Origin of the sequence: Streptomyces sp. NPDC094448, from assembly GCF_044763775.1 — a bacterium.
Taxonomy (GTDB): Bacteria; Actinomycetota; Actinomycetes; order Streptomycetales; family Streptomycetaceae; genus Streptomyces.
This window is the reverse complement of the sequence record NZ_JBIWGU010000005.1, coordinates 164865-188762: the sequence shown is the minus strand read 5'-3', so window position 1 is coordinate 188762 and position 23898 is coordinate 164865. Positions and strand designations below refer to the sequence as shown.

Here is a 23898-nt window from a genome sequence, read left to right as displayed (position 1 = left end):
GCCAGGATTCCGGTACGGCCGGACGGCTGCCGCGGCCGTGGCCCTGGGGCTGACCGCCGGCCTCACGGGCTGCGGATCCGACGGCCCCTCCCACACCACGCTCACCCTGGTCGCCGCCGACTACGACGTGGACGGCGGCCAGAGCAGCAGGGAGTACTGGGCGAAGCTCACGGCCCGGTTCGAGGAGAAGAACCCGAAGATCGACGTCGATGTGCACATCGAGCCCTGGACGAACGTCGACCGCAAGGTTCAGGACATGGTCAAGGCCGGAGAGGCGCCCGATATCGCACAGATCGGCGCCTATGCGGACTACGCCGCCGCGGGAAAGCTCTACAACGTCGAGCGGATGCTCTCGCTCCAGACCGCGGCGAACTTCCTGCCGCCCCTCGCCAAGGCGGGAGAGCACCGCCGTACGCCGTACGGAATGCCCTTCGTCGCCTCCACCCGGCTGCTCTTCTACAACAAGAAGCTGTTCAGCGAGGCCGGTATCGAGAAGGCACCCGCCACCTGGGACGAACTCCGCGACGCAGCGGAGAAGTTGAAGGAGGAGACGGAGGTCGAATACCCCTTCGCGCTGCCCCTCGGACCGGAGGAGGCCCAGGCCGAGACCATGAACTGGCTGCTCAGCGCGGGTGAGTCGTACACGGTCGGCGGTGGCAGCTACGACATCAACTCCGCGCGGAACGTCGAAACCGTCTCCTGGGTGAAGACGAACCTCGTCGACCGGAAGCTGACCGGGCCCGTCGCCCCGGCCCAACTCAATCGCAAGATGGCCTTCGCGGCGTTCGCGCGCGGTGAGGTGGGGATGCTGAACGGTCATCCGTCGCTGCTGCGGATCGCCCGGAAGGCAGGTGTCGACCTGGGTACGGTGCCGATACCGGGGCCCAAGGGCACTCCGTACAGCGCCATGGGTGTCGCCGACTGGATCATGGCGTTCAAGGAGAACGGCAACCGCGCCGAGGCCGGGAAGTTCCTCGACTTCGTCTTCAGCGACGAGAACGTGCTCGCCTTCGCCGGACAGAACAATCTGCTGCCGGTGACGGTGTCCGCGTCCCAGGCCATGGAAGAGGATCCGAAGTACGCGGATCTGAAGAACTTCCTGGAGCCGCTGCCGAACTCCGTCCTGCCGCCGGTCGGCAAGATGTCGTGGGCGGCCGTCAGCGCCGAGATCAAGCAGTCCATCGGGAAGGCGGTCGCCCCGGGCGGCAGTCCGAAGGCGGTACTGGACGCGATCGACCGGGTGGCGGAGCAGGCTGACATCAAGAGCGGCGAATAGGAGGGGCGGGGAGGGGCGCGTCCCCGCGGGCCGGGGACGCCGCTGACGGGGCGTGTCCGCTCGGGCCGGGAGAAAGTGGGGGCCGGGAGAAAGTGGGGGCCAGGGATGCCCGGATGCCGCGTGTCGGGCCCGGGGCCTATGTTGGATCGTATGAACGACCCCGCCGCCCCTCCCCCGCCGGACTCCGAGGGCCCCCCGGCCCCCGGCCTCCCGGACCGCGACCGGGCCGTCCTCGCCATGGAGCGGCGCTCCTGGAGCGGGCCCGGTGCCAAGGAGCGGGCCGTGCGGGAGCAGCTCGGGATGTCGCCCGTGCGCTACTACCAGTTGCTGAACGCCCTGCTCGACGACCCCCGGGCGCTGGCCCACGACCCGGTGACCGTCAACCGGCTCCGACGTGTCAGAGACGAGAAACGCACACGCCGATAGGGTCTGTCGCATGGGTAGCTCTCCGCACTTCCCGGATGCTTCACCGTCACCCGGCCCCGGCCTGCCGCGGCCGTCGACCCCGGCCGGCCGGGACGGGCTCGCCGCGCTGCTGGCCCGGCCCGAGAAGGCCGTGATCGCCCTCGACTTCGACGGCACCCTCGCCGAGATCGTCCCCGATCCGGAGCAGGCCCGCGCCCATCCGGGCGCCGCGCCCGCGCTGGCCCGGCTGGCGCCCCTGGTCGGCCATGTCGCCGTGGTGACCGGCCGTCCGGCCGGTGTCGCGGTGCGGTACGGCGGCTTCGCCGGAGTCGACGGCCTCGCGCATCTCGTCGTCCTCGGGCACTACGGCTCCGAACGCTGGGACGCCGTCAGCGGCACGGTCAACACCCCGGCCCCGCATCCCGGCGTGGCGGCGGTCCGCGCCGAACTCCCGGGCTTTCTCGACCGGTTCGGCGCCTGGCACGGCACCTGGATCGAGGAGAAGGGGCAGGCGGTCGCGGTCCACACCCGGCGGGCCGAGGACCCCACCGCCGCGTTCGAGGCCCTGCGGGAGCCCCTCGCGACCCTCGCGGCCCGGCACGGACTGGTCCTGGAGCCGGGCCGGATGGTCCTGGAGCTGCGGCCGCCCGGGATGGACAAGGGCGTCGCCCTCGCCGAGTACGTCCACGAGGTCGGCGCGGAGTCCGTGCTGTACGCGGGGGACGACCTCGGCGATCTGCCCGCCTACGCGGCGGTGGAGAAGCTCCGCTCGGACGGGCTCGCCGGTGTGCTGGTGTGCAGCGGGAGTACGGAGGTCACCGAGCTGGCGGACCGCGCCGACCTGCTGCTGGCGGGGCCGGCGGCGGTCGTCTCCTTCCTGGCGTCCCTGGCGGACGCGCTGGGCCCCCGGGACTGAGCCCGGGGGCCGGGCGGCCCCGGAGCTACGCCTCCGGGGCCAGCGCCTCCAGCTGGTCCAGGAACCACCGCTGCGGCGGGAGGGCCGTCGCGGCGGCGGCCAGCCGGGCGGTGCGGTCCGCCCGTACCTGCGGGGGAAGGGTCAGCGCCTCGTGGAGCGCCGACGCCGTCGCGATCACGTCGTACGGGTTCACCACCAGCGCATCCGCGCCCAGTTCCTCGTACGCCCCGGCCTCCCGCGACAGCACCAGCGCGCAGCCCGCGTCCGAGACGACGGGGATCTCCTTCGCGACCAGGTTCATACCGTCGCGGATCGGGTTGACCAGGGCCACGTCCGCGAGCCGGTAGGCGGCCAGCGACCGGGCGAAGTCGTCCTTCACATGGAGCACGACCGGGGTCCAGCCGGCCGTCCCGTACTCGTCGTTGATCGCGTCGGCGAGTCGCTGCACCTCCGCCGTGTAGTCGCGGTAGACGGCGAGGTCCTGGCGGGAGGGGTAGGCGAAGGCGACGTGGACGACCTGTTCGCGCCATTCGGGGCGGGTCGCCAGCAGATGCCGGTAGGCCAGCAGGCCCCGGACGATGTTCTTCGACAGCTCCGTACGGTCCACCCGGACGATCGTCTTCCGGTCGGCGCCGCCGATCTGCTCGCGCAGGGCCGTCATCCGTTCCCCGACGTCGGGCCGGTGGGCCCGCTCGCGCAGGAATCCGGCGTCGGCGCCGAGGCCGTGGACCCCGATCCGGGTGCCCTTGAGCGCGTCGGGGCCCAGCACCTCCGTACAGCAGGCGGTGAAGGCGTCGGCCCAGCGGCGGGTCAGGAAGCAGGTGCGGTCGGCGCCGAGGAGTCCGCGCAGCAACTGCTCCGCGATGTCGTCGGGGAGCAGCCGGAAGTAGTCCGGCGGTGCCCACGGGGTGTGGGAGAAGTGGCCGATGCGCAGATCGGGGCGGAGTTCCCGGAGCATTCCGGGGACCAGTGCGAGGTGGTAGTCCTGGACGAGGACGGCCGCGCCGTCGGCGGCCCGGTCCGCGAGTGCCCGGGCGAAGGCGCGGTTGTACGTCTCGTACGACCGCCACTGGCGTCGGAACGCATCGTCGAAGACGGGTTCCAGCGGGGTCTGGTACAGCAGATGGTGGACGAACCACAGCACCGAGTTGGCGATTCCGTTGTACGCGTCGGAGTGGACGTCCGGGTCGATATCGAGCATCAGGACGCCGTCTTCGCCCCGGCCGATACCCCGCCGGACGGCTTCGCGGTCGCCGTCGCCGAGGGCGCAGCAGACCCAGAGGGCGTCGTCGCGGGCCCCGATGGCGGAGAGCCCGGAGACGACGCCCCCGCCGCCGCGTTTCGCGTCCAGCGTGCCGTCGTCGCGCAGGGTGTACGAGACGGGGCCGCGGTTGGACGCCACGAGCACCCGGGCGGAACCGGGGGCGGGTGAGCGGTCACGGGCAGCGTCGGCCGGGGCGGCGGGGGGCTCGGGGACCATGTCGCAACACCTAGCCTTCCGGGCGGCGGCTCAAACGTCCGTTCGCCCGTCGTGGCGCGGTTCACGCCGTCCGCGCGCCGCGACGACGGCGATCGCCCCGGCCGCGGCGAGGACGGTGGCGAGGCCGCCGAGCAGCCAGATCCGCTCGCCGTCCCGGCTGCGGCCGGTGGGTGCGAGGACCGGCGCCCCGGGGGCGCCGACGGCCGGAACCGGTCCCGCGACGGTGATCCGGGGGACCGGGGTGCCGGCGCGGGGCGCCCGGTGGACCGGGGCGGGTCGTGCGCCAGGGGCGGTCCCGGCGCCGGGGCGGGGCTCGGCGGCGCGGAGCGGCTCCGGGTCCTCCCGGCCGGGCACCCGGTCCGGGAGGACCCGTACCGCTTCGGGACCGGCGGCCGGGCGGGCCGTATCCGCGCGGGCGATCGGGGCCGCCGGAACCACCAGGACCACCAGCGCCAGCAGTCCCGCCAGCTTCACCGCGCGGCCCCTGGTCCGTCCGGGGCCGCGCCGGCCCGGACGCCGTGCGGGCGGTCTGCGGTACGGGGCACGGCCGCGTGGGATATGCGGACGTACGGAGACGGGTGCGGGCGCGGCAGCCGCGGTGGCCGAGGGACGCCGGGGCTGCGCAATACGGGTATAAGTCATACATAAGATATTCAGCCCCTTGGCTGGGAAACCGGTGCTTATGCCGCGCGACGCGCCGCATACTCACCGATCTCGCGCATCGGCGGCCGCTCCTCCGTGTCCACCGCATGGGTCCGCGGTACGAACCCGTCCGCCCCCCGCTCGAACTGCGTCAGCACCGGCCGCACCAACTGACCCCGGGAAAGCCGCAGTTGCGCCGTCCGGTAGATCGCCGCCGCCATCCGGCCCAGCGCCCTGCCGTCCTGGTGCCGGTGCTTGCGGGAACCCACGTCGACCTGGGCCAGCGCGTCCAGGCCCACCGTGTGCAGCGCGTCGACGAGCAGCGCCAGCTCCACTCCGTAACCGACGGGGAAGGGCAGCCGCTCCAGCAGGGAGCGGCGGGCCGCGTACTCGCCGCCGAGCGGCTGGACCACCCCCGCCAGCTGCGGCCAGTGCAGATTGAGCAGCGGACGCGCCACCAGCTCCGTGACCCGACCGCCCTGACCTGCGGCTTCACCGAGCGGCCTGTCATACATCGCCTTGACGAACTGCACCTCGGGGTCGGTCAGCAGCGGGCCGACGATACCGGAGACGAAATCCGCCGAGAAGTCCCGCAGATCGGCGTCGACAAAGCAGACGATGTCACCGCGAGTGACCATCAGGGAGCGCCACAGCACCTCCCCCTTGCCCGGCAGCGCGGGTATCCGCGGCAGGATCGCGTCCCGGTGGACCACCCGCGCCCCGGCCGCCGCCGCGACCTCCGCGGTCCGGTCGGTGGAGCCGGAGTCGATCACCACCAGCTCGTCGACCAGCGGAACCCGCTCCATCAGCTCCCGGCGGATCACGGTGACGATGTCACCGACCGTCGCCTCCTCGTCGAGCGCGGGCAGGACGACACTCACCGTCGGTGAGGGCACGGCCGCCCGTTTGGCCGCGAGCAGCGCCGGAAGCGGGCGGTCCGCCGCCGACCAGGAACGCGTCGCCAGCCAGCGCTCTACCTCTTCGAGCACGTGCTCTACTCCTCAACCGTGGGGATGCCTCCCCTGCCCTGCCGGGAGCGCGGGAAGGGGGGTCCGGATACCTTCCGTGCGCGTCCGGACGCGCCTGTGTGACCCATCTCGCGGTACGGACGACTATCTCAACCGTCCGGACCTTCAGTTACAGTCTTGAACAACGCGGATGACCGTCGCATGTCGGGGTCCGGCGTTCAACTTGCTCAACAATCAAATACCGCTCATCCAGAGGGGCAGAGGGAAACGGCCCGTTGAAGCCCCGGCAACCCTCCAGCCGGTCTCCGTCGTGACAGTGCGATCCGCAGCAGCGGACAGCGCCCGTCCACGCCGCGAGGCTCCCGGCTAGGGAAGGTGCCAAATCCGTCTCATGGCGAGATGCGCCATGAGGAAGATGAGGAGAAAGGGCCTCGCCTCCATGGCTGCGCAGACCGCCGCAAGCACCACCGACACCACCACCGCCCCCGCCGCCCCCTCAGTGGATCTCGGTCCCGCCGTCGCGCTCTCCTGTCGCGAGTGCGGAGAGCGCACCCCGCTCAGCCCGAGCTTCGCCTGTGCCTCCTGTTTCGGTCCCCTGGAAGCCGCCTACGAGCTGCCCACCGGGGACCCGGAGGCGCTGCGCAAGGCCATCGAGGCCGGCCCGGAGAGCATCTGGCGTTACGCGCCCCTGCTGCCCGTCCCCGCCGACGTGGCCGCCAAGCCCAATCTCAACCCCGGTTTCACCCGGCTCGTGAAGGCCGACCGGCTCGCCGCCGAGCTGGGCGTCACCGGTGAGCTGTATGTGAAGGACGATTCCGGCAACCCGACCCACTCCTTCAAGGACCGGGTCGTCGCCATCGCCGTCGAGGCCGCCCGCGCCTTCGGCTTCACCACCCTCTCCTGCTCCTCCACCGGCAACCTCGCGGGCGCCGTCGGTGCCGCCGCCGCCCGCGCCGGGCTGCGGTCCTGTGTCTTCATCCCGCACGACCTGGAGCAGGGCAAGGTCGTCATGGCCGCCGTCTACGGCGGTGACGTCGTGGCCATCGAGGGCACCTATGACGACGTGAACCGTTTCTGCTCCGAGCTGATCGGCGACCCGATCGGCGAGGGCTGGGGCTTCACCAATGTCAATCTCCGGCCGTACTACGCGGAGGGCTCCAAGACCCTGGCGTACGAGATCTGCGAGCAGCTCGGCTGGCGGATCCCGGACCAGATCGTCGTCCCGGTGGCCTCCGGCTCCCAGCTCACCAAGATCGACAAGGGGCTCCAGGAGCTGATCAAGGTCGGTCTGGTCGAGGAGAAGCCGTACCGGATCATCGCCGCGCAGGCCGAAGGCTGCTCCCCCGTCTCCGCCGCCTACAAGGCGGGCCACGACGTGGTCCGCCCGGTGAAGCCGGACACCATCGTCAAGTCGCTCGCCATCGGCAACCCGGCGGACGGGCCCTATGTCCTGGACATCGCCCGGCGCACCGGCGGCGCGGTGGAGGACGTCACGGACGAGCAGGTCGTCGAGGGCATCAAGCTGCTCGCCAGGACCGAGGGGATCTTCGCGGAGACCGCGGGCGGCGTGACGGTCGGAGTGGCGAAGAAGCTGCTGGAGTCGGGGGTGCTGGACCCCGCCGCGACCACCGTCGTCATCAACACGGGCGACGGGCTCAAGACGCTGGACGCGGTCGCCGCGACCAGCGGCCCCACCGCCACCATCCGGCCGAGCCTGGACGCGTTCCGCGCGGCGGGCCTCGCCACCCACTGACCGGCCGCTGTCCCGGCCGCTGCCCCGGCAGCAGTCCCGCCGGGGCCGTCCGGGGCCGTCCGGGACCTCCCGTCACCGCTTCCGACCGCCGAGCCGTCCACCGAGCCCAGGGCCACCGCCCGAGGAAGGCACCACCCATGAGCGTCAACGTCCGCATCCCGACCATCCTGCGCACCTACACCGGCGGACAGGCCGAGGTGGCCGCCGAGGGCGCGACCCTCGCCGAGGTCATCGCCGATCTGGAGAAGAACCACGCGGGGATCTCCGCCCGGGTCCTGGACGACCAGGGCAAGCTGCGCCGCTTCGTCAATGTGTACGTCAACGACGACGACGTCCGGTTCGAGCAGGGGCTGGAGACCGCGACCCCCGACGGCGCCGGAATCTCGATCATCCCGGCGGTCGCCGGCGGCTGACCGTCCGGCCCCGCACACGGGCGTACGCCCCGTCGGCGCGCCCGGGTCCCGCGGTCCGCGGCACTGACCCTCGGTCATCGAAATGGCCCCCTCCGTAAGAGAAACGGAGGGGGCCATTCTGCATGGTTGAACACGCTAGAGTTGGGGAACGCCCGGTGATCACCGGCCAGTGGCCAGGTATGAGAATGCGCCCGGACTCGATAAGAAGCAGCCAATGTGCAGGCACACTCTGCCTCATACATTCCTTTTGTCCGGTCGGACTTGCCCCGGAATTTCCTGAATTCAGGACAATTACCCGATAGTAGCCTTCCGGATTTCCCGCCCGATTGCCCTGTTGCAGAGGGCAGTTGTGCAGATACATTCAGCCGCGGTCGACGCGTTCCGGCGCACACCTGTGAGGTCGGGTGAGCTCAGACCCGGGTCCGCGAGGTGCGGTCCTGTGCAAGGGCCAGTAATAGGGGAGTTAGGCATGGCTCAGGGCACCGTCAAGTGGTTCAACGCGGAGAAGGGGTACGGCTTCATCGCGGTCGACGGTGGTGCGGATGTTTTCGTCCACTACAGCGCGATTCAGATGGACGGCTACCGCACCCTCGAAGAGGGGCAGCGGGTCGAGTTCGAGATCTCACAGGGCCAGAAGGGCCCGCAGGCCGACATGGTCAAGCTCTCGGCCTGACCGACTCTTCCTTCCGCGCGCTTGCGCGTCGACGCACACCAACGCTCGCACGCAGACGCATTCACCAGGGTCCGCACCCCGCTCACCGGGGCGCGGACCCTGCGCGTTTCCCGCCGCCGGAGCCCCGTGCCGCCCGCCGCCGGAGCCGGCCCCCGCCCGAGCGGCCTTGCACTCTCGGGTGCCGAGTGCTAATCATTGGCGTTAGCACTCTCCCAGTGAGAGTGATAACGAAGGGCCGAGTCGGTGAGGCTCGCCGGGTGCGCGGCGCATGGAGCTGCGTGGTCCGGCAGGCCGTCCGTCGCGGGCGCAGGCGCGGTCCGAAGAGCTTCCTACTCCAGTCCGTGGAGGACCCTTCACATGGCAAAGATCATCGCGTTCGACGAGGAGGCACGGCGCGGTCTCGAGCGCGGGATGAACCAGCTCGCCGACGCCGTCAAGGTCACCCTTGGCCCCAAGGGCCGCAACGTCGTCCTCGAGAAGAAGTGGGGCGCCCCCACGATCACCAACGATGGTGTGTCCATCGCCAAGGAGATCGAGCTGGAGGACCCGTACGAGAAGATCGGCGCCGAGCTGGTCAAGGAAGTCGCCAAGAAGACGGACGACGTCGCCGGTGACGGTACGACCACGGCGACCGTGCTGGCCCAGGCGCTGGTCCGCGAGGGCCTGCGCAACGTGGCCGCCGGTGCCAACCCGATGAGCCTGAAGCGCGGTATCGAGAAGGCCGTCGAGGCCGTCTCCGGTGCCCTCCTCGAGCAGGCGAAGGACGTGGAGACCAAGGAGCAGATCGCCTCCACCGCCTCCATCTCCGCCGGCGACACCCAGATCGGCGAGCTGATCGCCGAGGCCATGGACAAGGTCGGCAAGGAAGGCGTCATCACCGTCGAGGAGTCCCAGACCTTCGGTCTGGAGCTGGAGCTCACCGAGGGTATGCGCTTCGACAAGGGCTACATCTCGGCGTACTTCGCCACCGACATGGAGCGTATGGAGGCCGTCCTCGACGACCCGTACATCCTCGTCGTCAACTCCAAGATCTCCTCGGTCAAGGACCTCCTGCCGCTGCTGGAGAAGGTCATGCAGTCCGGCAAGGCGCTGCTGATCATCGCCGAAGACGTCGAGGCCGAGGCCCTGTCGACGCTGATCGTCAACAAGATCCGCGGCACCTTCAAGTCCGTCGCCGTCAAGGCCCCGGGCTTCGGCGACCGCCGCAAGGCGATGCTGAACGACATCGCCATCCTCACCGGCGGCACGGTCATCTCCGAGGAGGTCGGCCTCAAGCTGGAGAACGCGGGCCTCGACCTGCTGGGCCGCGCCCGCAAGGTGGTCATCACCAAGGACGAGACGACCATCGTCGACGGTGCCGGTGACAGCGACCAGGTCGCCGGGCGGGTCAACCAGATCCGCGCCGAGATCGAGAACTCCGACTCGGACTACGACCGCGAGAAGCTCCAGGAGCGCCTGGCGAAGCTGGCCGGCGGCGTGGCCGTCATCAAGGCCGGTGCCGCGACCGAGGTCGAGCTGAAGGAGCGCAAGCACCGCATCGAGGACGCCGTTCGCAACGCGAAGGCGGCCGTCGAGGAGGGCATCGTCGCCGGTGGTGGCGTGGCCCTGCTCCAGGCCTCCTCGGTCTTCGACAAGCTGGAGCTGGACGGCGACGAGGCGACCGGTGCCAACGCCGTGAAGCTCGCGCTGGAGGCCCCGCTGAAGCAGATCGCCGTCAACGCCGGCCTGGAGGGCGGTGTCGTCGTGGAGAAGGTGCGCAACCTGACCCCCGGCCACGGTCTGAACGCCGCGTCCGGCGAGTACGTCGACATGATCGCCGAGGGCATTCTCGACCCGGCGAAGGTCACGCGCTCCGCGCTCCAGAACGCCGCGTCGATCGCCGCGCTGTTCCTGACCACCGAGGCCGTCATCGCCGACAAGCCGGAGAAGGCCGCCGCGGCCGCTCCGGGCGGCATGCCGGGCGGTGACATGGACTTCTGATCCCGGGATCTCCCAGGATCGGCAAGCCCAGCCGTACCTACCGAAGGGCGGTACCCCCACTCCCAGTGGGGGTACCGCCCTTCGGCGTCGGCCCATGACCCGCAGGCCGGTCCGGGCGGTTGCCCGGACCGGCCTGCGGGTTCAGCGGACGTCGACGTAGTCCGAGGCGCCCGCGGCGTCGTAGTGCCGGGAGCTGCCGGTGTAGGTGAAGCGCCAGTAGCCGTCGGCACCTGCGCGGACCTTCATCACGGCCTTGCCCTTGGCGTCCGCCCGGACGTGCCCGGCGATGGACCACCTGGTGCTGCCCTTCGGGAGGAAGGACAGCGTCGCCCAGTGCTGGGCCAGGGGCCGCCAGGTGCTGCCGCTGCGCTCGGTGAGCGTGGCGGCGACGGTGAGGGTCGCGCCCTTCTTCACCGGCTCGGGGGTGGCGTTGGCGGTGGTCAGCCGGGTCGAGATCCGGGACAGCGGCGCCGGGGACGTCGATGTGCCGAGGAACTTCTGGGTGGTCGACGTGGTCAGCCGGTAGTAGCCGTTGCCGCCGCGGGCGGTGAGGCTGAACGCGTTCCAGTTCACCGAGTCGACATAGATCTGGGTGGAGACGAGGGTCTTCCAGGTCCGCTTGTCCCCGGAGTACTCCAGCCGCATCGGCTGCCAGTCGGACGGATGCGCATCGGTGGCGTAGGTGACACGGGCCGTGCCCTTGACCGTCACCGTGCCGTTGCTCGCGAGCGTGATGCTCGGCCGTACGGTGGTCTCCTGCGGCACCTCCAGAGCGCCGGCGGCGTAACCGTCCTCGTACGGGCCTTCCGGCCGGACCGACCAGGACGGGTAGCCGCTGGCTCCCGCCGCCGGGGTGAGTACGGCGGTGAAGCGGCCGTCGGCGTCCGTGGTGACGGTGGTCTTCCTGGCGGCGGCGTCCGCCACCACCGCGAGCCCGGCCACCGGCGCGCCCTGGTGGGTCACCCGGCCGGTGACGGTGAGCTTCTCGCCGGGCAGGATCCGCTTCTTGTCGGCGGTGGCGGCGATGTCGACCCGGCGTGCCGCGGGACTGCCGACATAGTTCTCGGCGTAGAGGGTGTCGTCGACACCGCTCTCCCGCATGGTGTGCCGGAGCTGCACATGGTGCTTGTAACGGCCCACCGCGACAACGGTGCTGAAGGCGCCGTCGGTGCCGGTGGTGACGGTGCCCGCGGCGTCCGGGGCGGGGTCGTTCCAGAACTGCCCCAGGCCCAGGTCGATCGTCCGGCCGGAGAGCGGGACCTGGTCGCCGGAGCCGGGCTGGATGCCGACGAGGGTGCCCTTGACCGTGCTGCCCCGGTTCTCCCAGGTGGGCTGGGCGATCCTCAGCCCCGCGGCCTGGAGCCGCATGGTGAAGTCGAGGGTGCCCGCGTTGGCCCGCGTCACCTGGGTGCCGTTGCTCTCGTCGACGGTGACATCGATGGTGTACCGGCCCAGTTCGGGAATGCTGCCGCCGTCCTCGGTGAGCTTCAGCTTTCCGTCGGCGGGAACCTGGTAGCGGCCGGAGCCCGGGACGGTCTCCGTCAGCTCGGGGACCTCCGCGACGACGGTGCTGCCGCTGCGGACGACCGCCGACACCTTGCTGATGGTGGCCCCGGGGGTGTCCGTCCAGGCGCCGACGGTGAACGAACCGCGCTGCTGCCGGTCGGTGACGGCGATTCCGATACCGGGGCCCCCGGCCGCCTGGGCGGCCAGGGCCGGGGCCGCGCCCGCGGCCAGCGCGAGCGCGGCGGCGGAGGCGACGAGGGAGAGCGCCATGGGCCGGCGCGTGATCGGATCAGCGCGCATCAATGTAGGTGTCCTTGGTCTCGGAGTAGAAGTAGCCGTTCATGGGCTCGGTGACGGCGGCCCAGGTCCCGTCGCTGTAGACCGGCGCCTTCAGGCTGTAGACGCCCTTGCTGTTGGTCTTGCCCTTGACGGACCAGTACCACTGGTCCTGGCCCTTGGGCTTGACGAGGATCATCACCTTGGCGCCGGGGTGCGCGATCCACTTGCCGTTGACCTGGCGCTGGACCGTACCCGAAACCGTCATGCTGCCGTTGATCTTGGGGCGGGAGGTGGAGTACCTGTGCCCCACGAACCGGGTGAGGTAGCGGCTGACGAACTTGGGCGCGGCGGCGGCCGCGACGAACCGGTCGGACTCCGCGTGGTAGAAGCGGTAGTAGCCGCGGATGTAGCCCTCCCTCTGGAGGCTCACCCGGCACTCGTTGGCGCTGTAGGAACCGGCCCTGACACCCGTCATGTTGTACCAGGTCCGCCCGTCGGGCGAGTACTGGAAGGCCACGAGCTCGCCGTCGCAGTCGACGCCGTAGACGCGGGCGCTCGCCGTCACCATGCCGAATGCGTCGATGCTGTACGCGGGCGAGCCCAGGGTGAGCCTCTCGGGTACGGCGATCGGGCTGGAGTCCGCGGTTTCGGGCAGATACACCGACGGCTTGGCGTGGGTGTAGACGGTGCCGGAGACGGTGGCCTTCGCGGTGTACGAGAAGGTGCCGTCGGCGGCGGACTTCCCGCTGCCGAGCGGGGTCTTGAGGTGCGCGTCGTAATAGATGGGCGGAGTCATCGACGACAGCACCGGGGCGTCGGCGTAGGGCTTCCAGCCCTCGTCGGTGAGCTTCTCGATCCGGCCCTTGACCGTGAAGGGCTGGCCCTTGTGGACCCGCCGCTTGTCGTTGACGGCCTGGATCCGGACCTGGGCCTTCTCCGCGGAGACCCAGGGCAGGTTGATGCCCGGAAGGACGGCGGTGTCGGCGGCGCCGGGCTTGAGGAACGCCAGACCGCCGGTGATCCGTCCCTCGGGTGTGACCGGAACGGAGAACTTGCCCTGGGCGTCGACGGTGGCGGCGGCGGTCAGAGTGCGGTACGCCACCGGCCACTCCCGTTCCACCTTGACCTGCACCTGCACCTCGGCGCCCTCCGGGGAGGGGCCGGTGATGCCGGTCGACGGGTCGAAGGTGGTGGCCGTGCCGGACAGCACGGTCGTCAGGTTGTCGATGTCCGTGCTGGTGCGGTCGAAGGCGACCGTGGCGACCTTGGCGCGCTTCAGATAGGCGAAGGTGCCGATGGTCTGCTGCTGGAGCGTTCCGCCGGGCAGGCGGTAGTCCACCCGGACCGGGTAGCTGCCGAAGGCCGTGCCTTCGGGGAGCCGGAGCGCCCGGTCGGTGGTCCAGGTGCCCTGGCCGTCTCCGGTGAGCTGCTCGTCCTCCAGCAGGACGGCCGCGTCGGGCTGGGTGGACGCCAGGACGGACGCCTTCACCCAGATCGCGTTGGACGGCAGTCCGACGGCGAGCTTTCCGTCGACCGTGGTGGTGACGGAGGACACCGCCGCATACGCGGCAGGTGCGGTGACGACGACGGGCACGGCGACGCCCGTCGACAGTGCGATAACGGCTGCCGTGCGCACGAAGGCGCGCGGCAGCTTGCGCGTTGAACGCGACAAGGGACCCCCCACAGGTCAGCAAGAGGCGGCGGGCCGCCGGGGGCCGGCCGCGGGGCGACCGCGCGAGAGTGCTGCGGATCGCTAGGAAGCACGATAGCGGTGTGCTGAAAGTGTTTTACCGGCAAAGGCGCCCCGTTGACCAGCCCTTAAGGCCGGTAATAGGCCCCTGAGACCGGCCGGTTTCCGCTGCGTCCGGAGAATGACGGCCGGTGCGGGGCCGTACGACCGAAGACAGACGCAGCGTCGGCTCTCCGGATGATTCGCTGTCATCACCGCTTCGGGCAGGGTCGTTCGTGTCCCGGAACCCCGGCGGAAGGAACGTTTCCGTGAAGGCAAGACGCCTGGCCCCCGCCGTGGCGGCGGCGACTGCGCTGGTGGCTCTGGCCCCGGCGCCGGCCGTCGCCGCGCCGGGCGGCGCCCGCCCTTCCCCGGCGGCCGCGCCCCGGTCCGTACCGCTGTCGTGGCAGCGCTGCGGCCCCGGCACCGCCGCCGACTTCGAGTGCACCACCGTGCGGGTGCCGCTGGACTACCGGGACCCGGCCGGGAAGCGAATCGGCATCGCGGTCTCCCGGATCCGGGCCGCCGACCCCGAGAAGCGGCGCGGGGTGCTCCTCATCAACCCCGGCGGCCCCGGCGGCGAGGGGTTGCAGATGCCCGTGCAGTTCCGGCGCGCGCTGCCGCGGTCCGTCCTCGACTCCTACGACCTCGTCGGCTTCGACCCGCGGGGTATCGGGCGGAGCGCGCCCGTCGCCTGCGGTCTGACCGAGGAGGAGACCCGGTGGCCCCGCCCGTACGGTGCGAAGACCTTCGCCGCGGACACGGCGCGCTCGCGCGGCACCGCCGGCAAGTGCCGGGCGGGATACGGCGCGGACCTGAAGCACTTCACCACCCGGAACACCGCCCGCGACATGGACGCCGTCCGGTCCGCACTCGGCGAGCGGAAGATCTCGTACCTCGGCTACTCGTACGGCACCTATCTGGGCTCCGTCTACACCCAGCTGTTCCCGCGGCGCGCGGACCGGTTCGTGCTGGACAGCGCGGTCGACCCGAAGCTCGCCTGGCGGGAGAACTTCCGCGGCTGGGGCGCCGAGGCCGGTCCCGCGTTCGAGCGGTGGACCCGGTGGACGGCCGCCCGGGACGGCCGTTACGGGCTCGGCGCCACCCCGAAGGCGGTCTCCCGCACCTTCTGGGACCTCGTCCGCGAGGCCGAGCGGAAGCCGATCAGGATCGGTGACGACCTCTTCGGCGGCGACGCGATACGCGACGAGATGCGTGCCCTGTTCTTCGGTGCCGAGGACGCGGCCGAGACGGTCGTGATGCTGAAGGACGCGGCGGCCGGAGAGCCGGTGCCGCCCCTGCCGCAGGAGCCGCCGCCCTCCGACAACGAGGCGTCCGGCCAGTTCGCGATCCTGTGCGGGGACGCGGCCTGGCCGCGGAGCCCGGGGACGTACGCCCGGGATTCCGTACGCGACGGGAAGCGGTATCCGCTCTACGGGGACTTCGCCTCCAACATCACCCCCTGCGCCTTCTGGGACCGGCCCGTCGAGCCGCCGACGACGGTGGACAACCGGGTCCCGGCGCTGATCCTGCAGAACGAGTGGGATTCCCAGACCCCGCTGAGCGGCGCGCGGGGCCTGCACCGGGCCCTGAAGGGCTCCCGGCTGGTCACCGTCGACGAGGGGGAGGGCCACGGGGTCTATCTCTTCGGCGGGGCGTGCGCGAACGATCTGGCCACGGAGTATCTGACGAGCGGTCGGCTGCCGGCCGCCGATACGACCTGCCGGGCCGACCCGGCACCGCGGCAGCGGTCCGGTACGGACGCGCCACCGGCGCCGGAGGGGCCGTTCGGAGCGACCGCGCCCGGGGGCTTCGGCACCCGTCCCTACCACAGGAGCCTGTGAACCCGCCCATCACCGGGTGATCACCCCGGTCGCCCCTCCGGGACGCCGGGCATCACGCCCGCCGGGCTCACGCAGAGCCGCCGGGCGCGGGCGGAGGGGGTACGGCCCAGGCGTTGCTCCAGTAGCTTCCGTACACCCGTCGTTCGCACAACTGCCTCAACTCCCGTTCAGAGAAACGTTTTTACGCTTCGAGAAAGGACTCCCGTGCAGTCAGCACGACGCTTCGCACCCGTTGCCGCGGTCAGCGCACTGGCGACTCTGGCACCCCTGGTCGCCGTCGCCGCACCCGCCGCTGCCGCCCCCGCCGCACAGCAGTCGCAGTCGCAGTCGGTGCAGCCGACGTGGCAGCGGTGCAGCCCGGACCAGCCCGCCGCGTACGAATGCACCACGCTGAAGGTGCCGCTCGACTACCGCGCCCCCGGCGGCAAGAAGATCGACGTCGCCGTCTCCCGGATCAAGGCGGCCGACCCGCAGCAGCGGCGCGGGGTGCTCCTCTTCAACCCCGGCGGCCCCGGCGGCTCCGGACTCGGCGATCCGCTGGACTGGGGCGGCCGGCTGCCGCAGTCGGTGCTCGACCGCTACGACCTGATCGGCTTCGACCCGCGCGGGGTGGCCAGGAGTACGCCCGTCGAATGCGGCACCGTCCCGGCGGAGCGTACGGTGCTGCGCCCGTACAAGAAGCAGACCTTCGCCTCCGACGTGGCCTGGGCGAAGGGCGTCGCGGACAAGTGCCGGGCCAAGTACGGCGCCGATCTCCAGCACTTCACCACCCGCAACACCGCCCGCGATATGGACGCCATCCGCGCCGCACTCGGCGAGCGGAAGATCAACTACATCGGGGTGTCGTACGGCACCTACCTCGGCGCGGTCTACACCCAGATGTTCCCGCACCGCTCCGACCGGATGATCCTGGACAGCGCCGTCGACCCGAAACTCGCCTGGCGCGGCATGCTCCAGGCCTGGGCGAAGGGCGTCGAGCCGGCGTTCACGCGCTTCACGGACTGGGCGGCGGCGCGGAACGACCAGTACGGGCACGGCGCCACCCCGCAGGCGGTCGCCAAGGGCTTCCGGGACCTCGTCGCCCAGGCCGACCGCAAGCCGGTCAAGGTCGGGGAGACGTACTACGACGGCGCCGCGATCCGCTCGGTGATGCGCCCGCTGTTCTTCTACCGCGCGGAGGGCGCCTACATCCTGGGCGTCTTCAAGGACGCGGCGGCGGGCAAGCCGGTGCCGGACTTCCCGGTCTGGGGTCCTGGCGACAACGACATATCCATGTTCAACGCGGTCGCCTGCGGTGACGGCGGCAACTGGCCGCGGAACCCGCAGCGGTACGCCGTCGAGGCGGCTGTCGACTCCGTACGGCTGCCGCTGTTCGGGGACCACGCGTCGAACATCACCCCGTGCGCCTTCTGGGACCGGCCCGCCGAGCCCGCGACGAACGTCGACAACCGGGTCCCGTCGCTGATCCTCCAGGCGGAGTGGGATTCCCAGACCCCGCTGTTCACCGCGCAGGGCATGCACCGGGCGCTGAAGGGCTCCCGGCTGGTGACCGTGGACGAGGCCGAGACCCACGGCGTCTACCGGTACGGGATCAGCTCCTGCGCCGACGATGTGGCGACCGGCTATCTGGTGACCGGGAAGCTGCCCGCGAAGGACGTGACCTGTGCGGCGGACCGGCCGTCGGGCGAGGCGGCGACGGAGCGGGGCGAGCGGAAGCTGCCGGTGCTCCCGAACCGGTTCTGACCTCGGTAGCAGCCCGAGCTGAGTGCCCTCCCGCCGCTGTCGGCGGGAGGGCACTCCCGGATCCGCGCGCTTGTCCCGGCACACGACTTCCCGGCGAAAACGGAGTGCGTAATTCCCGTCGGAATCGCAGACTCGTTCCCATGACGGACAAGCACGAGACCACGACCGAGACCGAGACCGCAGGCATCGACCGCATCAACCCCGAAGGGCTGCACGCCACCCCCGGCTACCACCACATCACCGTCGTCGAGGCGGGCCGTACGGCCTATCTCTCCGGACAGTGCCCCCTCGACCTCTCCGGCGAGGTCGTCGGCAAGGGCGATCTCGACGCCCAGATCGACCAGGTCGCGGCCAATGCCCTGACCGCTCTGAACGCGGTGGGCGCGGGCCCCGAACACGTCGTCCGCTCCGTGATCTACGTGGTCAGCCCGGACGAGAAGGTACTGGCCCGGGCGTGGGACCGGCTGAACGAATCCGTCATCGTGTCCGCGTTCTCCACCGCCAGCACCCTGATCGGCGTGGCCCGGCTCGGCTACCCCGGACAGCTCGTCGAGGTCGACCTGACGGCCGCGCTCCCGCGCTGACGCCACCGGCCGCCGTCCGGCGGGCGGGTCACGGCCTCCGCCGTCACAGCCTCCGCCCGGTCACGACCTCCGCCGTCACAGCCTCCGCCCGGTCACGACCTTCGTCGTCGCGACCGGCGACGAACGGTGGACGCGCCGCCCGCCCGGCACCGGGAAATCTGTACCCGGAGACGACAGGACACCGGACGACGGGAGACTCCGATGGCACAGGCACAGGTCGACATCGGCTGGAAGGTGATCGGGATCCTGGGCGCCGCCTGGGGAGCCACCGACACGAACGCCATCGGCACCGAACACCTGCTGGCCGCGATCACCGACACCAAGTGCCCGGCCCGGGAGGCGCTCGCCGCCGAGGGCGTCACCCGGACCGCGGCGATGGCGGTCCTGCGGGACCGGCAGATCCGGCCCGACGCGGTGCCGTGGGCCGGTGACGACGGGGTCGCGCACAGCGTCTCGTCGCGGTCCGTCCTCGGCGACGACGGGGACGAGCGGCGGCTGCTGACGGGCAGCGCCCGGCGAGCCTGCGAAGCGGCCCTCCAGCTGGCCGAAGCCGACGCCGGCGGCGAGAAGACGGGCACCGCCCGGCTCCTCCCGGAGCATCTGCTGAGGGGGCTGCTCCGCGAGGAGGGGAACCGCTGCGCCGAACTGCTGGCGATCTGCGGGACGACCGCCGCTGCGGTAGCGGCCCGGCTCGACGGCGAACAGCCGCGGACCGGCGGGGACGGGCCGGACTCACCGGGTACGGGGGTCCCGGAGAGCGTGCTCGACCCGCTGCTGCACCGGACCAGGGACCTGCTGCTGGGCAACCGCCACTACCCGATGGCGTTCTGGAAGCGGTGGCTGGTCAGCGGGGTGAACTGGGCGACACAGCCCGGGTTCTGGGTGTTCCGGGAGACGCCCGAGCAGGCCCGTGAACTCGGCCACCGGCAGCTCCGCACCGAACACATCCTGCTGGCGGTGCTCGCCACGCACGAGGTCGCCATGGCCCACCCCCATCTGGCGCGGGAAGGGCTGTCCGGTGCCGGTGAACGCTTCCGGGGCGGGGAGCGGCTGGCGGCCATGGGTTTGGACTACGCCGGTGTACGGCGGGCCCTGGCGGCCGCCCCGGATCTCGGCACCGATCCCAGTCCCGTTGAGGAGATCTTGACGGCCGCCCGGGGCGACGACGGAACCGGCCCCCTGGTGGAGACCCTCCTGCAGGACGGAACGCGCGCCGGGCGGCTGATCCGGCAGATCCGGGGCGCGGACCCGCGGCAGCCGACCACTGCCGAGTAGACGTCACCTCCCGAGGGGAAGCTCCTTGTCCAGCCACGGCACCGCCCGCCCGCACCCCCGTAACGCCCGGCTCGCACTGACCGCCGCCGTCACCGCCGGGATGCTGGCCGCCGGGGTCGCCCCGGCGACCGCCCACGGCACCTCCGCGCCCCCGGCCGGTGCCCCTTCCTCGTACTCCCAGCTCCTCCCGCTCACCACGCTCTCCGCCGAACGGCTCGCCACGGCCGATCTCGTCGCGGCGGCGAAGTGGGGCACGGACAGCCCGATCGACGATCCCGCGCGGGAGCAGGTCGTCCTCGAATCCGTCCGCCGGCTGGCACTGGAGGCGGGCACCGACCCGAAGACGACCGTCGCGATCTTCCGCGACCAGATCGAAGCGAACAAGCTCGTCCAGCGGGGGCTGCACGCGCTGTGGACCGAGGACCCGTCGAAGGCACCGGCCGAACGCCCGGATCTGACGGAGGTCCGCAAGGAGATCAACCGCATCAACACCGAACTGGTGCGGGCCGTCGCGGGTTCGGAGCGGGCGCGGGCTGCCTGGTCGTGCCGCGGGGTGCTGGCCGTGACCGCCGTGCACGTACGCCACGAGAAGCAGCTCGACCAGCTGCACACGAGGGCGCTGGTGCGGGCGGTCCCGTCGGTGTGCCCGGTCCGCTGACCGGACCAGGGGACGGCACACCGGCTCGGGGGACGGCCGCCGGAGTCCGCGCACGGGGGGCGCGGACTCCGGCGGCCGGTTCCGGTGCCGTCCGGGCCCGCGGCCGGCTCCGGTGCCGTCCGGGCCCGCGGCCGGTTTCGGTGCCGTCCGGGCCCGCGGCCGGTCTCGGTGCCGCCCGGGCCCGCGGCCGGTTTCGTCGGCTGCCGTCCGGGCTCTCGACGGGGGCGGCGCGCCGCTGGATCATCGGAACGATCACCGGGGACGGCCGGGACCTTCTGCGCCCGGCCTCCCCGCCATCACACCGCCGGACCGGACCGAGGAGCGCACCCTCATGACCACCGCACAGCAGCAGTTGTTCATCGCCGGTACGTACACGGACGGCAGCGGGACGGAACGGGCGGAGGTCGTCTCCCCCGCCACCGGCGAACCGGTCGGCTCCTTCCCCCTCCCGGCCGCCGCCGACCTCAACACCGCCGTGACCGCGGCCCATGCCGCCCAGCGCGCGTGGGCGCGGGTCAATGTGTGGGAGCGGGCCGCGCTCTGCCACCGCATCGCCGCCGAACTCGACGCCCGCCGCGCCGAACTGGCCCGCCTCCAGACCCTGGAGCAGGGCAAACCGCTGGCCGAGTCGGTGGCCGACGTCACCGAGGCGGCGCAGCTCTTCCGGCTCCACGCGGAGGACGCGGTACGGCTCAACGGGGAGACGCTGCTGTCCCGCGACAACAGCAAGCGGATGTTCACCTTCCATCGCCCGGTGGGCACCTGGGGGGTCATCACGCCCTGGAACTTCCCGCTGCTGATGTTCGCGGAGTTCGCCGCACCCGGTCTGGCCACCGGAAACGCCCTGGTCGTCAAACCCCCGGCGAACACTCCGCTCACGGTCCTGCGGGCGATGGAGGCGCTGGTGGCGGCCGGACTGCCGGAGGGGCTGGTCAGTGTGCTGCCCGGGGACGGCGGGTTCGGGGATGCGCTGGTACGGCATCCGGGGATCCACGCCATCGGTTTCATCGGCTCCTCCGCGACCGGCGCGAAGATCACCGCGGCGGCCGGGCTGAAGCGCTCCCTGATGGAGTGCTCCGGGAACGGCCCGCTGGTCGTCCTCGCTGACGCGGATGTCGAGGCGGCGGCGCGGGCGGCCGTGGACGGGGCGTACCCCTGTGCGGGCCAGGTGTGCTGCGCCACCGAGCGGGTGGTGGTGCACGCGGAGGTCCACGACGCCTTTGTCGAGGCGGTGCTGCGCGAGTCGGAGCGGGTGGTGCTGGGCGACCCCTTCGACGAGAAGACCCTGCTGGGTCCGCTGAACAACGAGGGCGTGGCGGCCAAGATGGACCGGCATCTGGCGGACGCCCGGGAGCGGGGCGCGCGGGTGCTGCGGGGCGGGCGGCGGCGGCCGGGGATGCCGACGGACCTGTACTACGAGTTCACGGTGGTGGACGGGGTGCCGGAGGACAGTCTGCTGGCGAAGGAGGAGTCCTTCGGCCCGGTGGTGCCGGTCATCACGGGGCGGGACGAGGACGAACTGCTGCGGATCGCGAACGACGACGCGCTGGGCCTCCAGGGCGCGGTGTTCACCCGCAGCATGACGTCGGCATTCCGGTTCATGGAGGAGATGGCGGTCGGTCAGGTGATGGTGAACGAGTCCAACAACTGGTGGGACATCAATATGCCGTTCGGGGGCGCGGGCGGGCGGGGTACGGGCTGGGGCCGGATCGGCGGCAAGTGGACGCTGATGGATATGACGGACACGCGGACGGGCGTCATCAGCCTCTGACACCTCTGCCGTAGGGGCCTGTTGTCAGTGCCCCCGGCTACGGTGGCAACCGCCGAACCGGCCGGACGGAGATCGTGAGGGACTCGCGGCCACGGGGGGTGGGTGTGTCCCCGGCTGCCTGCCCGGGACCGATGGATTCCGTGCCCCGCCCCCCGCTCTCCGTCCTCGGGCGGACGGCCTCTTGCCCCCTCCCCCTGTCTCCCCTCAGGCGACGGCTTCCTGTTCCCTCCCCTCACCGGTCTCCCGGTCCTCCCCCCGGTCGTATTCGGTGAGCATGCTCCGGGTGAAGCCGAACCAGTAGGTGGCGGCGAACCCGGCCGCGTACCCGGTGAGCAGCCCGCCCCCGTAGACGGCGGCCGCGGCGGCGGGCCCCTGGTTGCCGTGGAGCAGGGGGAAGAGGGCCCAGCCGGAGGGTCCGATGGCGGTGGCCCCGACCCGGTCGCCGAGCATCGAGAACAGCCCGACGAAGCCGCCGCCGAAGGCCCCGCCGACGCATGCGGTCACGAACGGCCGCCCCAGCGGCAGCGAGACACCGTAGATGAGCGGCTCGCCGACGCCCAGCAGGCCCGCCGGGAGCGCCGAACGCACCGTCGTGCGGATCGCCGGATTGCGGGGCAGCCGGGCGTAGACGGCCATCGCCGCGCCGACCTGCCCCGCGCCCGCCATCGCGAGCATCGGCAGCAGCACAGTCGCGCCCTGCTGTTCGATGAGGGTGGCGTGGATGGGGATCAGCGCCTGGTGCAGCCCGAGCATCACGAGTGGCAGGAACAGCCCGCCGAGCAGGAAGCCCGCGCCCGCGCCGCCGCTCTCCAGCAGCCGGTCGGCGGCGGTGCCGATGGCGGCGGCGACCTTCCCGGCGGCGTACATCAGCCCGTACAGGGTGACCAGCCCGGCGACGAGGACGGTGACGGCGGGGGTGACGAGGACGTCGAGCGCGGCGGGTACGCGTCCCCGTACCCACCGCTCGGTGTACGTCGCGACGAGCGCGGCGGCGAGTGCCCCGAGGACGCCGCCCTGCCCCGGGTGGAGCGGCTGCCCGAGGACTTCGACGCGCTCGACCCCCGGAAAGACGATCACGGCTGCGACGGCGCCGCCGAGGACGGGCGTACCGCCGAACTCCTTGGCGGTGTTCCAGCCGACGAAGACGGCGATGAGCGCCATGAAGCCGCCCGCGACGGCGGCGAGCGCGGGCGTGACGCCGGGCGCGATCTTCAGATTGGTGAGCACCCCGGCGAGCCCGGCGACGACACCGCAGCCGACGAGGGCGGGAATGAGCGGCACGAACACATTGGCGACGCGCCGCAGGACCCCCTTCACCCCGCCGCCCTCGGGCTGTTCCCGGATCAGCGTCTCGAACTCGGCGGCCACGAGGCTGACCGTGCCGGGCCCGAGGACGATCTGGTACGAGTCCCCTTCCTCGACCACCCCGAGCACGGCGGGATCCGCGCGCAGCTCCTCGTCCCGCACGGCCCCCCGGTCGGCGAGCCGGAGCCGCAGCCGGGTCATGCAGTGCGCGACGTCCCGCACATTCCCGGCACCGCCGACCTGGTCGAGAAGGGCACGGGCGATGGCCCCGGCATCGGTCTTCTGTCCCGTCATGCCCGGATCTGTACCCCCTTCGCGAGCCGACTCCCTTGGACGTCGTTCATCCGGGGGACGGCCTCGTCCTCGTGGGCGACCGGCCCGGGAACGACCGCGGTGGCATGCTCGGGACAGGCGTACAGCGTCGTATCGGGCGGGACGTGCCGGACTTCGACGGGTGCGGTGGTCGGCCGGCCGCAGAGGCAGCAGGCGGCAGTGAGGCAGCCCGGGGGCCGTTCGGCGAGCAGGCTCTCCGGGGTCATGAGGGGATCCGGGGCGGAAGGTGCATCCCATGGCTGATGACATACAGCCGCCTGCCCCGCCTCCGCAGGATGGCCTGCGCCTCTTCCTTGGAGGGACTGGTCCAGGGCCGCGCCCAGGGGTCGACGTCCGCCACCGGACACCGCACGGCAGCGGCCGGA

General features: G+C 71.7%; 20 protein-coding genes and 1 riboswitch. Of the genes, 13 read left to right on the top strand and 7 right to left on the bottom strand.

The window, feature by feature from the left end:
• Positions 1-37 precede the first annotated feature (37 nt).
• The 3 genes from ACIQ9E_RS11800 to otsB all read left to right on the top strand — a co-directional run bounded on the left by ACIQ9E_RS11800 (position 38) and on the right by otsB (position 2597).
• Positions 38-1276, top strand: a complete 1239-nt coding sequence (locus tag ACIQ9E_RS11800; protein WP_403706224.1) for an ABC transporter substrate-binding protein — start codon at positions 38-40, stop codon at positions 1274-1276.
• A gap of 150 nt (positions 1277-1426) precedes the next feature.
• Positions 1427-1702, top strand: coding sequence for a DUF3263 domain-containing protein (locus ACIQ9E_RS11795; protein ID WP_403705678.1), 276 nt, complete (start codon positions 1427-1429; stop codon positions 1700-1702).
• Between the two features lie 10 nt (positions 1703-1712).
• Positions 1713-2597 (top strand): trehalose-phosphatase, encoded by an 885-nt coding sequence (gene otsB / locus ACIQ9E_RS11790; RefSeq protein ID WP_403705675.1) that lies wholly within the window; start codon positions 1713-1715, stop codon positions 2595-2597.
• A 25-nt stretch (positions 2598-2622) separates the two neighbouring features.
• Here the strand turns inward: otsB and ACIQ9E_RS11785 are convergent, their stop codons facing one another.
• The 3 genes from ACIQ9E_RS11785 to ACIQ9E_RS11775 form a co-directional block, all read right to left on the bottom strand.
• Positions 2623-4077, bottom strand: coding sequence for a trehalose-6-phosphate synthase (locus ACIQ9E_RS11785; RefSeq protein WP_403705672.1), 1455 nt, complete (start codon positions 4075-4077; stop codon positions 2623-2625).
• Between the two features lie 30 nt (positions 4078-4107).
• Complete coding sequence (locus tag ACIQ9E_RS11780; protein ID WP_403705669.1) at positions 4108-4551, bottom strand: hypothetical protein; 444 nt, start codon at positions 4549-4551, stop codon at positions 4108-4110.
• Between the two features lie 206 nt (positions 4552-4757).
• Complete coding sequence (locus ACIQ9E_RS11775) at positions 4758-5708, bottom strand: glucosyl-3-phosphoglycerate synthase (RefSeq protein WP_403705666.1); 951 nt, start codon at positions 5706-5708, stop codon at positions 4758-4760.
• A gap of 221 nt (positions 5709-5929) precedes the next feature.
• Positions 5930-6109, top strand: a riboswitch (SAM riboswitch).
• A 17-nt stretch (positions 6110-6126) separates the two neighbouring features.
• Between ACIQ9E_RS11775 and thrC the strand changes: the two genes are divergently transcribed.
• The 4 genes from thrC to groL all read left to right on the top strand — a co-directional run bounded on the left by thrC (position 6127) and on the right by groL (position 10506).
• Positions 6127-7440, top strand: a complete 1314-nt coding sequence (gene thrC, locus ACIQ9E_RS11770) for a threonine synthase (protein WP_403705662.1) — start codon at positions 6127-6129, stop codon at positions 7438-7440.
• Positions 7441-7577: 137 nt separating this feature from the next.
• The gene (locus tag ACIQ9E_RS11765) at positions 7578-7853 is read left to right on the top strand and encodes a MoaD/ThiS family protein (RefSeq protein ID WP_006348515.1); all 276 of its coding nucleotides are present in this window, start codon (positions 7578-7580) and stop codon (positions 7851-7853) included.
• Between the two features lie 469 nt (positions 7854-8322).
• On the top strand, positions 8323-8526 hold the full coding sequence (locus ACIQ9E_RS11760) for a cold-shock protein (RefSeq protein ID WP_006348514.1): 204 nt from the start codon (positions 8323-8325) through the stop codon (positions 8524-8526).
• A 357-nt stretch (positions 8527-8883) separates the two neighbouring features.
• Positions 8884-10506 (top strand): chaperonin GroEL, encoded by a 1623-nt coding sequence (groL, locus tag ACIQ9E_RS11755; RefSeq protein ID WP_366256124.1) that lies wholly within the window; start codon positions 8884-8886, stop codon positions 10504-10506.
• Between the two features lie 141 nt (positions 10507-10647).
• Here groL and ACIQ9E_RS11750 read toward each other — a convergent pair whose 3' ends face one another.
• Complete coding sequence (locus tag ACIQ9E_RS11750; RefSeq protein WP_403705656.1) at positions 10648-12312, bottom strand: hypothetical protein; 1665 nt, start codon at positions 12310-12312, stop codon at positions 10648-10650.
• A complete protein-coding gene (locus tag ACIQ9E_RS11745) occupies positions 12302-13963 on the bottom strand; it encodes a hypothetical protein (protein WP_403705653.1) in 1662 nt (553 codons plus the stop codon). The genes ACIQ9E_RS11750 and ACIQ9E_RS11745 overlap by 11 nt, the downstream gene beginning before the upstream one ends.
• A 326-nt stretch (positions 13964-14289) precedes the next feature.
• On the opposite strand from ACIQ9E_RS11745, the gene ACIQ9E_RS11740 reads away from it, so the two are divergent.
• From ACIQ9E_RS11740 to ACIQ9E_RS11715, 6 genes are all read left to right on the top strand, one after another.
• Entirely contained in the window at positions 14290-15864 is a 1575-nt protein-coding gene (locus tag ACIQ9E_RS11740; RefSeq protein WP_403705650.1) for an alpha/beta hydrolase, read from the top strand.
• A gap of 204 nt (positions 15865-16068) precedes the next feature.
• On the top strand, positions 16069-17607 hold the full coding sequence (locus ACIQ9E_RS11735; RefSeq protein ID WP_403705647.1) for an alpha/beta hydrolase: 1539 nt from the start codon (positions 16069-16071) through the stop codon (positions 17605-17607).
• Positions 17608-17747: 140 nt separating this feature from the next.
• The gene (locus ACIQ9E_RS11730; RefSeq protein ID WP_403705645.1) at positions 17748-18191 is read left to right on the top strand and encodes a RidA family protein; all 444 of its coding nucleotides are present in this window, start codon (positions 17748-17750) and stop codon (positions 18189-18191) included.
• Between the two features lie 201 nt (positions 18192-18392).
• Positions 18393-19466: a Clp protease N-terminal domain-containing protein gene (locus ACIQ9E_RS11725; RefSeq protein WP_403705641.1), complete on the top strand. Its 1074-nt coding sequence runs from the start codon at positions 18393-18395 to the stop codon at positions 19464-19466.
• A gap of 25 nt (positions 19467-19491) precedes the next feature.
• Positions 19492-20124 carry a gamma subclass chorismate mutase AroQ gene (gene aroQ / locus ACIQ9E_RS11720; RefSeq protein WP_403705639.1) on the top strand — a complete coding sequence of 211 codons (633 nt, stop codon included), beginning with the start codon at positions 19492-19494 and terminating at the stop codon, positions 20122-20124.
• A gap of 331 nt (positions 20125-20455) precedes the next feature.
• Entirely contained in the window at positions 20456-21895 is a 1440-nt protein-coding gene (locus ACIQ9E_RS11715; protein ID WP_403705637.1) for an aldehyde dehydrogenase family protein, read from the top strand.
• Positions 21896-22099: 204 nt separating this feature from the next.
• Here the strand turns inward: ACIQ9E_RS11715 and ACIQ9E_RS11710 are convergent, their stop codons facing one another.
• Together ACIQ9E_RS11710 and ACIQ9E_RS11705 are read right to left on the bottom strand one after the other, a co-directional pair.
• Positions 22100-23494 carry a PTS transporter subunit EIIC gene (locus tag ACIQ9E_RS11710; RefSeq protein ID WP_403705634.1) on the bottom strand — a complete coding sequence of 465 codons (1395 nt, stop codon included), beginning with the start codon at positions 23492-23494 and terminating at the stop codon, positions 22100-22102.
• Positions 23491-23739 (bottom strand): hypothetical protein, encoded by a 249-nt coding sequence (locus ACIQ9E_RS11705; RefSeq protein WP_403705631.1) that lies wholly within the window; start codon positions 23737-23739, stop codon positions 23491-23493. Before ACIQ9E_RS11705 ends, ACIQ9E_RS11710 begins: the two co-directional genes overlap by 4 nt.
• Between the last annotated feature and the right edge of the window lie 159 nt (positions 23740-23898).

Bases quoted from the DNA above. Each gene is read 5' to 3' on its own strand.
- ACIQ9E_RS11750 (WP_403705656.1), bottom strand. From the start codon at position 12,312: ATGCGCGCTGATCCGATCACGCGCCGGCCCATGGCGCTCTCCCTCGTC.
- ACIQ9E_RS11785 (WP_403705672.1), bottom strand. From the start codon at position 4,077: ATGGTCCCCGAGCCCCCCGCCGCCCCGGCCGACGCTGCCCGTGACCGC.
- ACIQ9E_RS11765 (WP_006348515.1), top strand. From the start codon at position 7,578: ATGAGCGTCAACGTCCGCATCCCGACCATCCTGCGCACCTACACCGGC.
- groL (WP_366256124.1), top strand. From the start codon at position 8,884: ATGGCAAAGATCATCGCGTTCGACGAGGAGGCACGGCGCGGTCTCGAG.
- ACIQ9E_RS11725 (WP_403705641.1), top strand. From the start codon at position 18,393: ATGGCACAGGCACAGGTCGACATCGGCTGGAAGGTGATCGGGATCCTG.
- ACIQ9E_RS11705 (WP_403705631.1), bottom strand. From the start codon at position 23,739: ATGACCCCGGAGAGCCTGCTCGCCGAACGGCCCCCGGGCTGCCTCACT.
- ACIQ9E_RS11710 (WP_403705634.1), bottom strand. From the start codon at position 23,494: ATGACGGGACAGAAGACCGATGCCGGGGCCATCGCCCGTGCCCTTCTC.
- ACIQ9E_RS11760 (WP_006348514.1), top strand. From the start codon at position 8,323: ATGGCTCAGGGCACCGTCAAGTGGTTCAACGCGGAGAAGGGGTACGGC.
- thrC (WP_403705662.1), top strand. From the start codon at position 6,127: ATGGCTGCGCAGACCGCCGCAAGCACCACCGACACCACCACCGCCCCC.
- otsB (WP_403705675.1), top strand. From the start codon at position 1,713: ATGGGTAGCTCTCCGCACTTCCCGGATGCTTCACCGTCACCCGGCCCC.
- ACIQ9E_RS11730 (WP_403705645.1), top strand. From the start codon at position 17,748: ATGACGGACAAGCACGAGACCACGACCGAGACCGAGACCGCAGGCATC.
- ACIQ9E_RS11795 (WP_403705678.1), top strand. From the start codon at position 1,427: ATGAACGACCCCGCCGCCCCTCCCCCGCCGGACTCCGAGGGCCCCCCG.
- ACIQ9E_RS11715 (WP_403705637.1), top strand. From the start codon at position 20,456: ATGACCACCGCACAGCAGCAGTTGTTCATCGCCGGTACGTACACGGAC.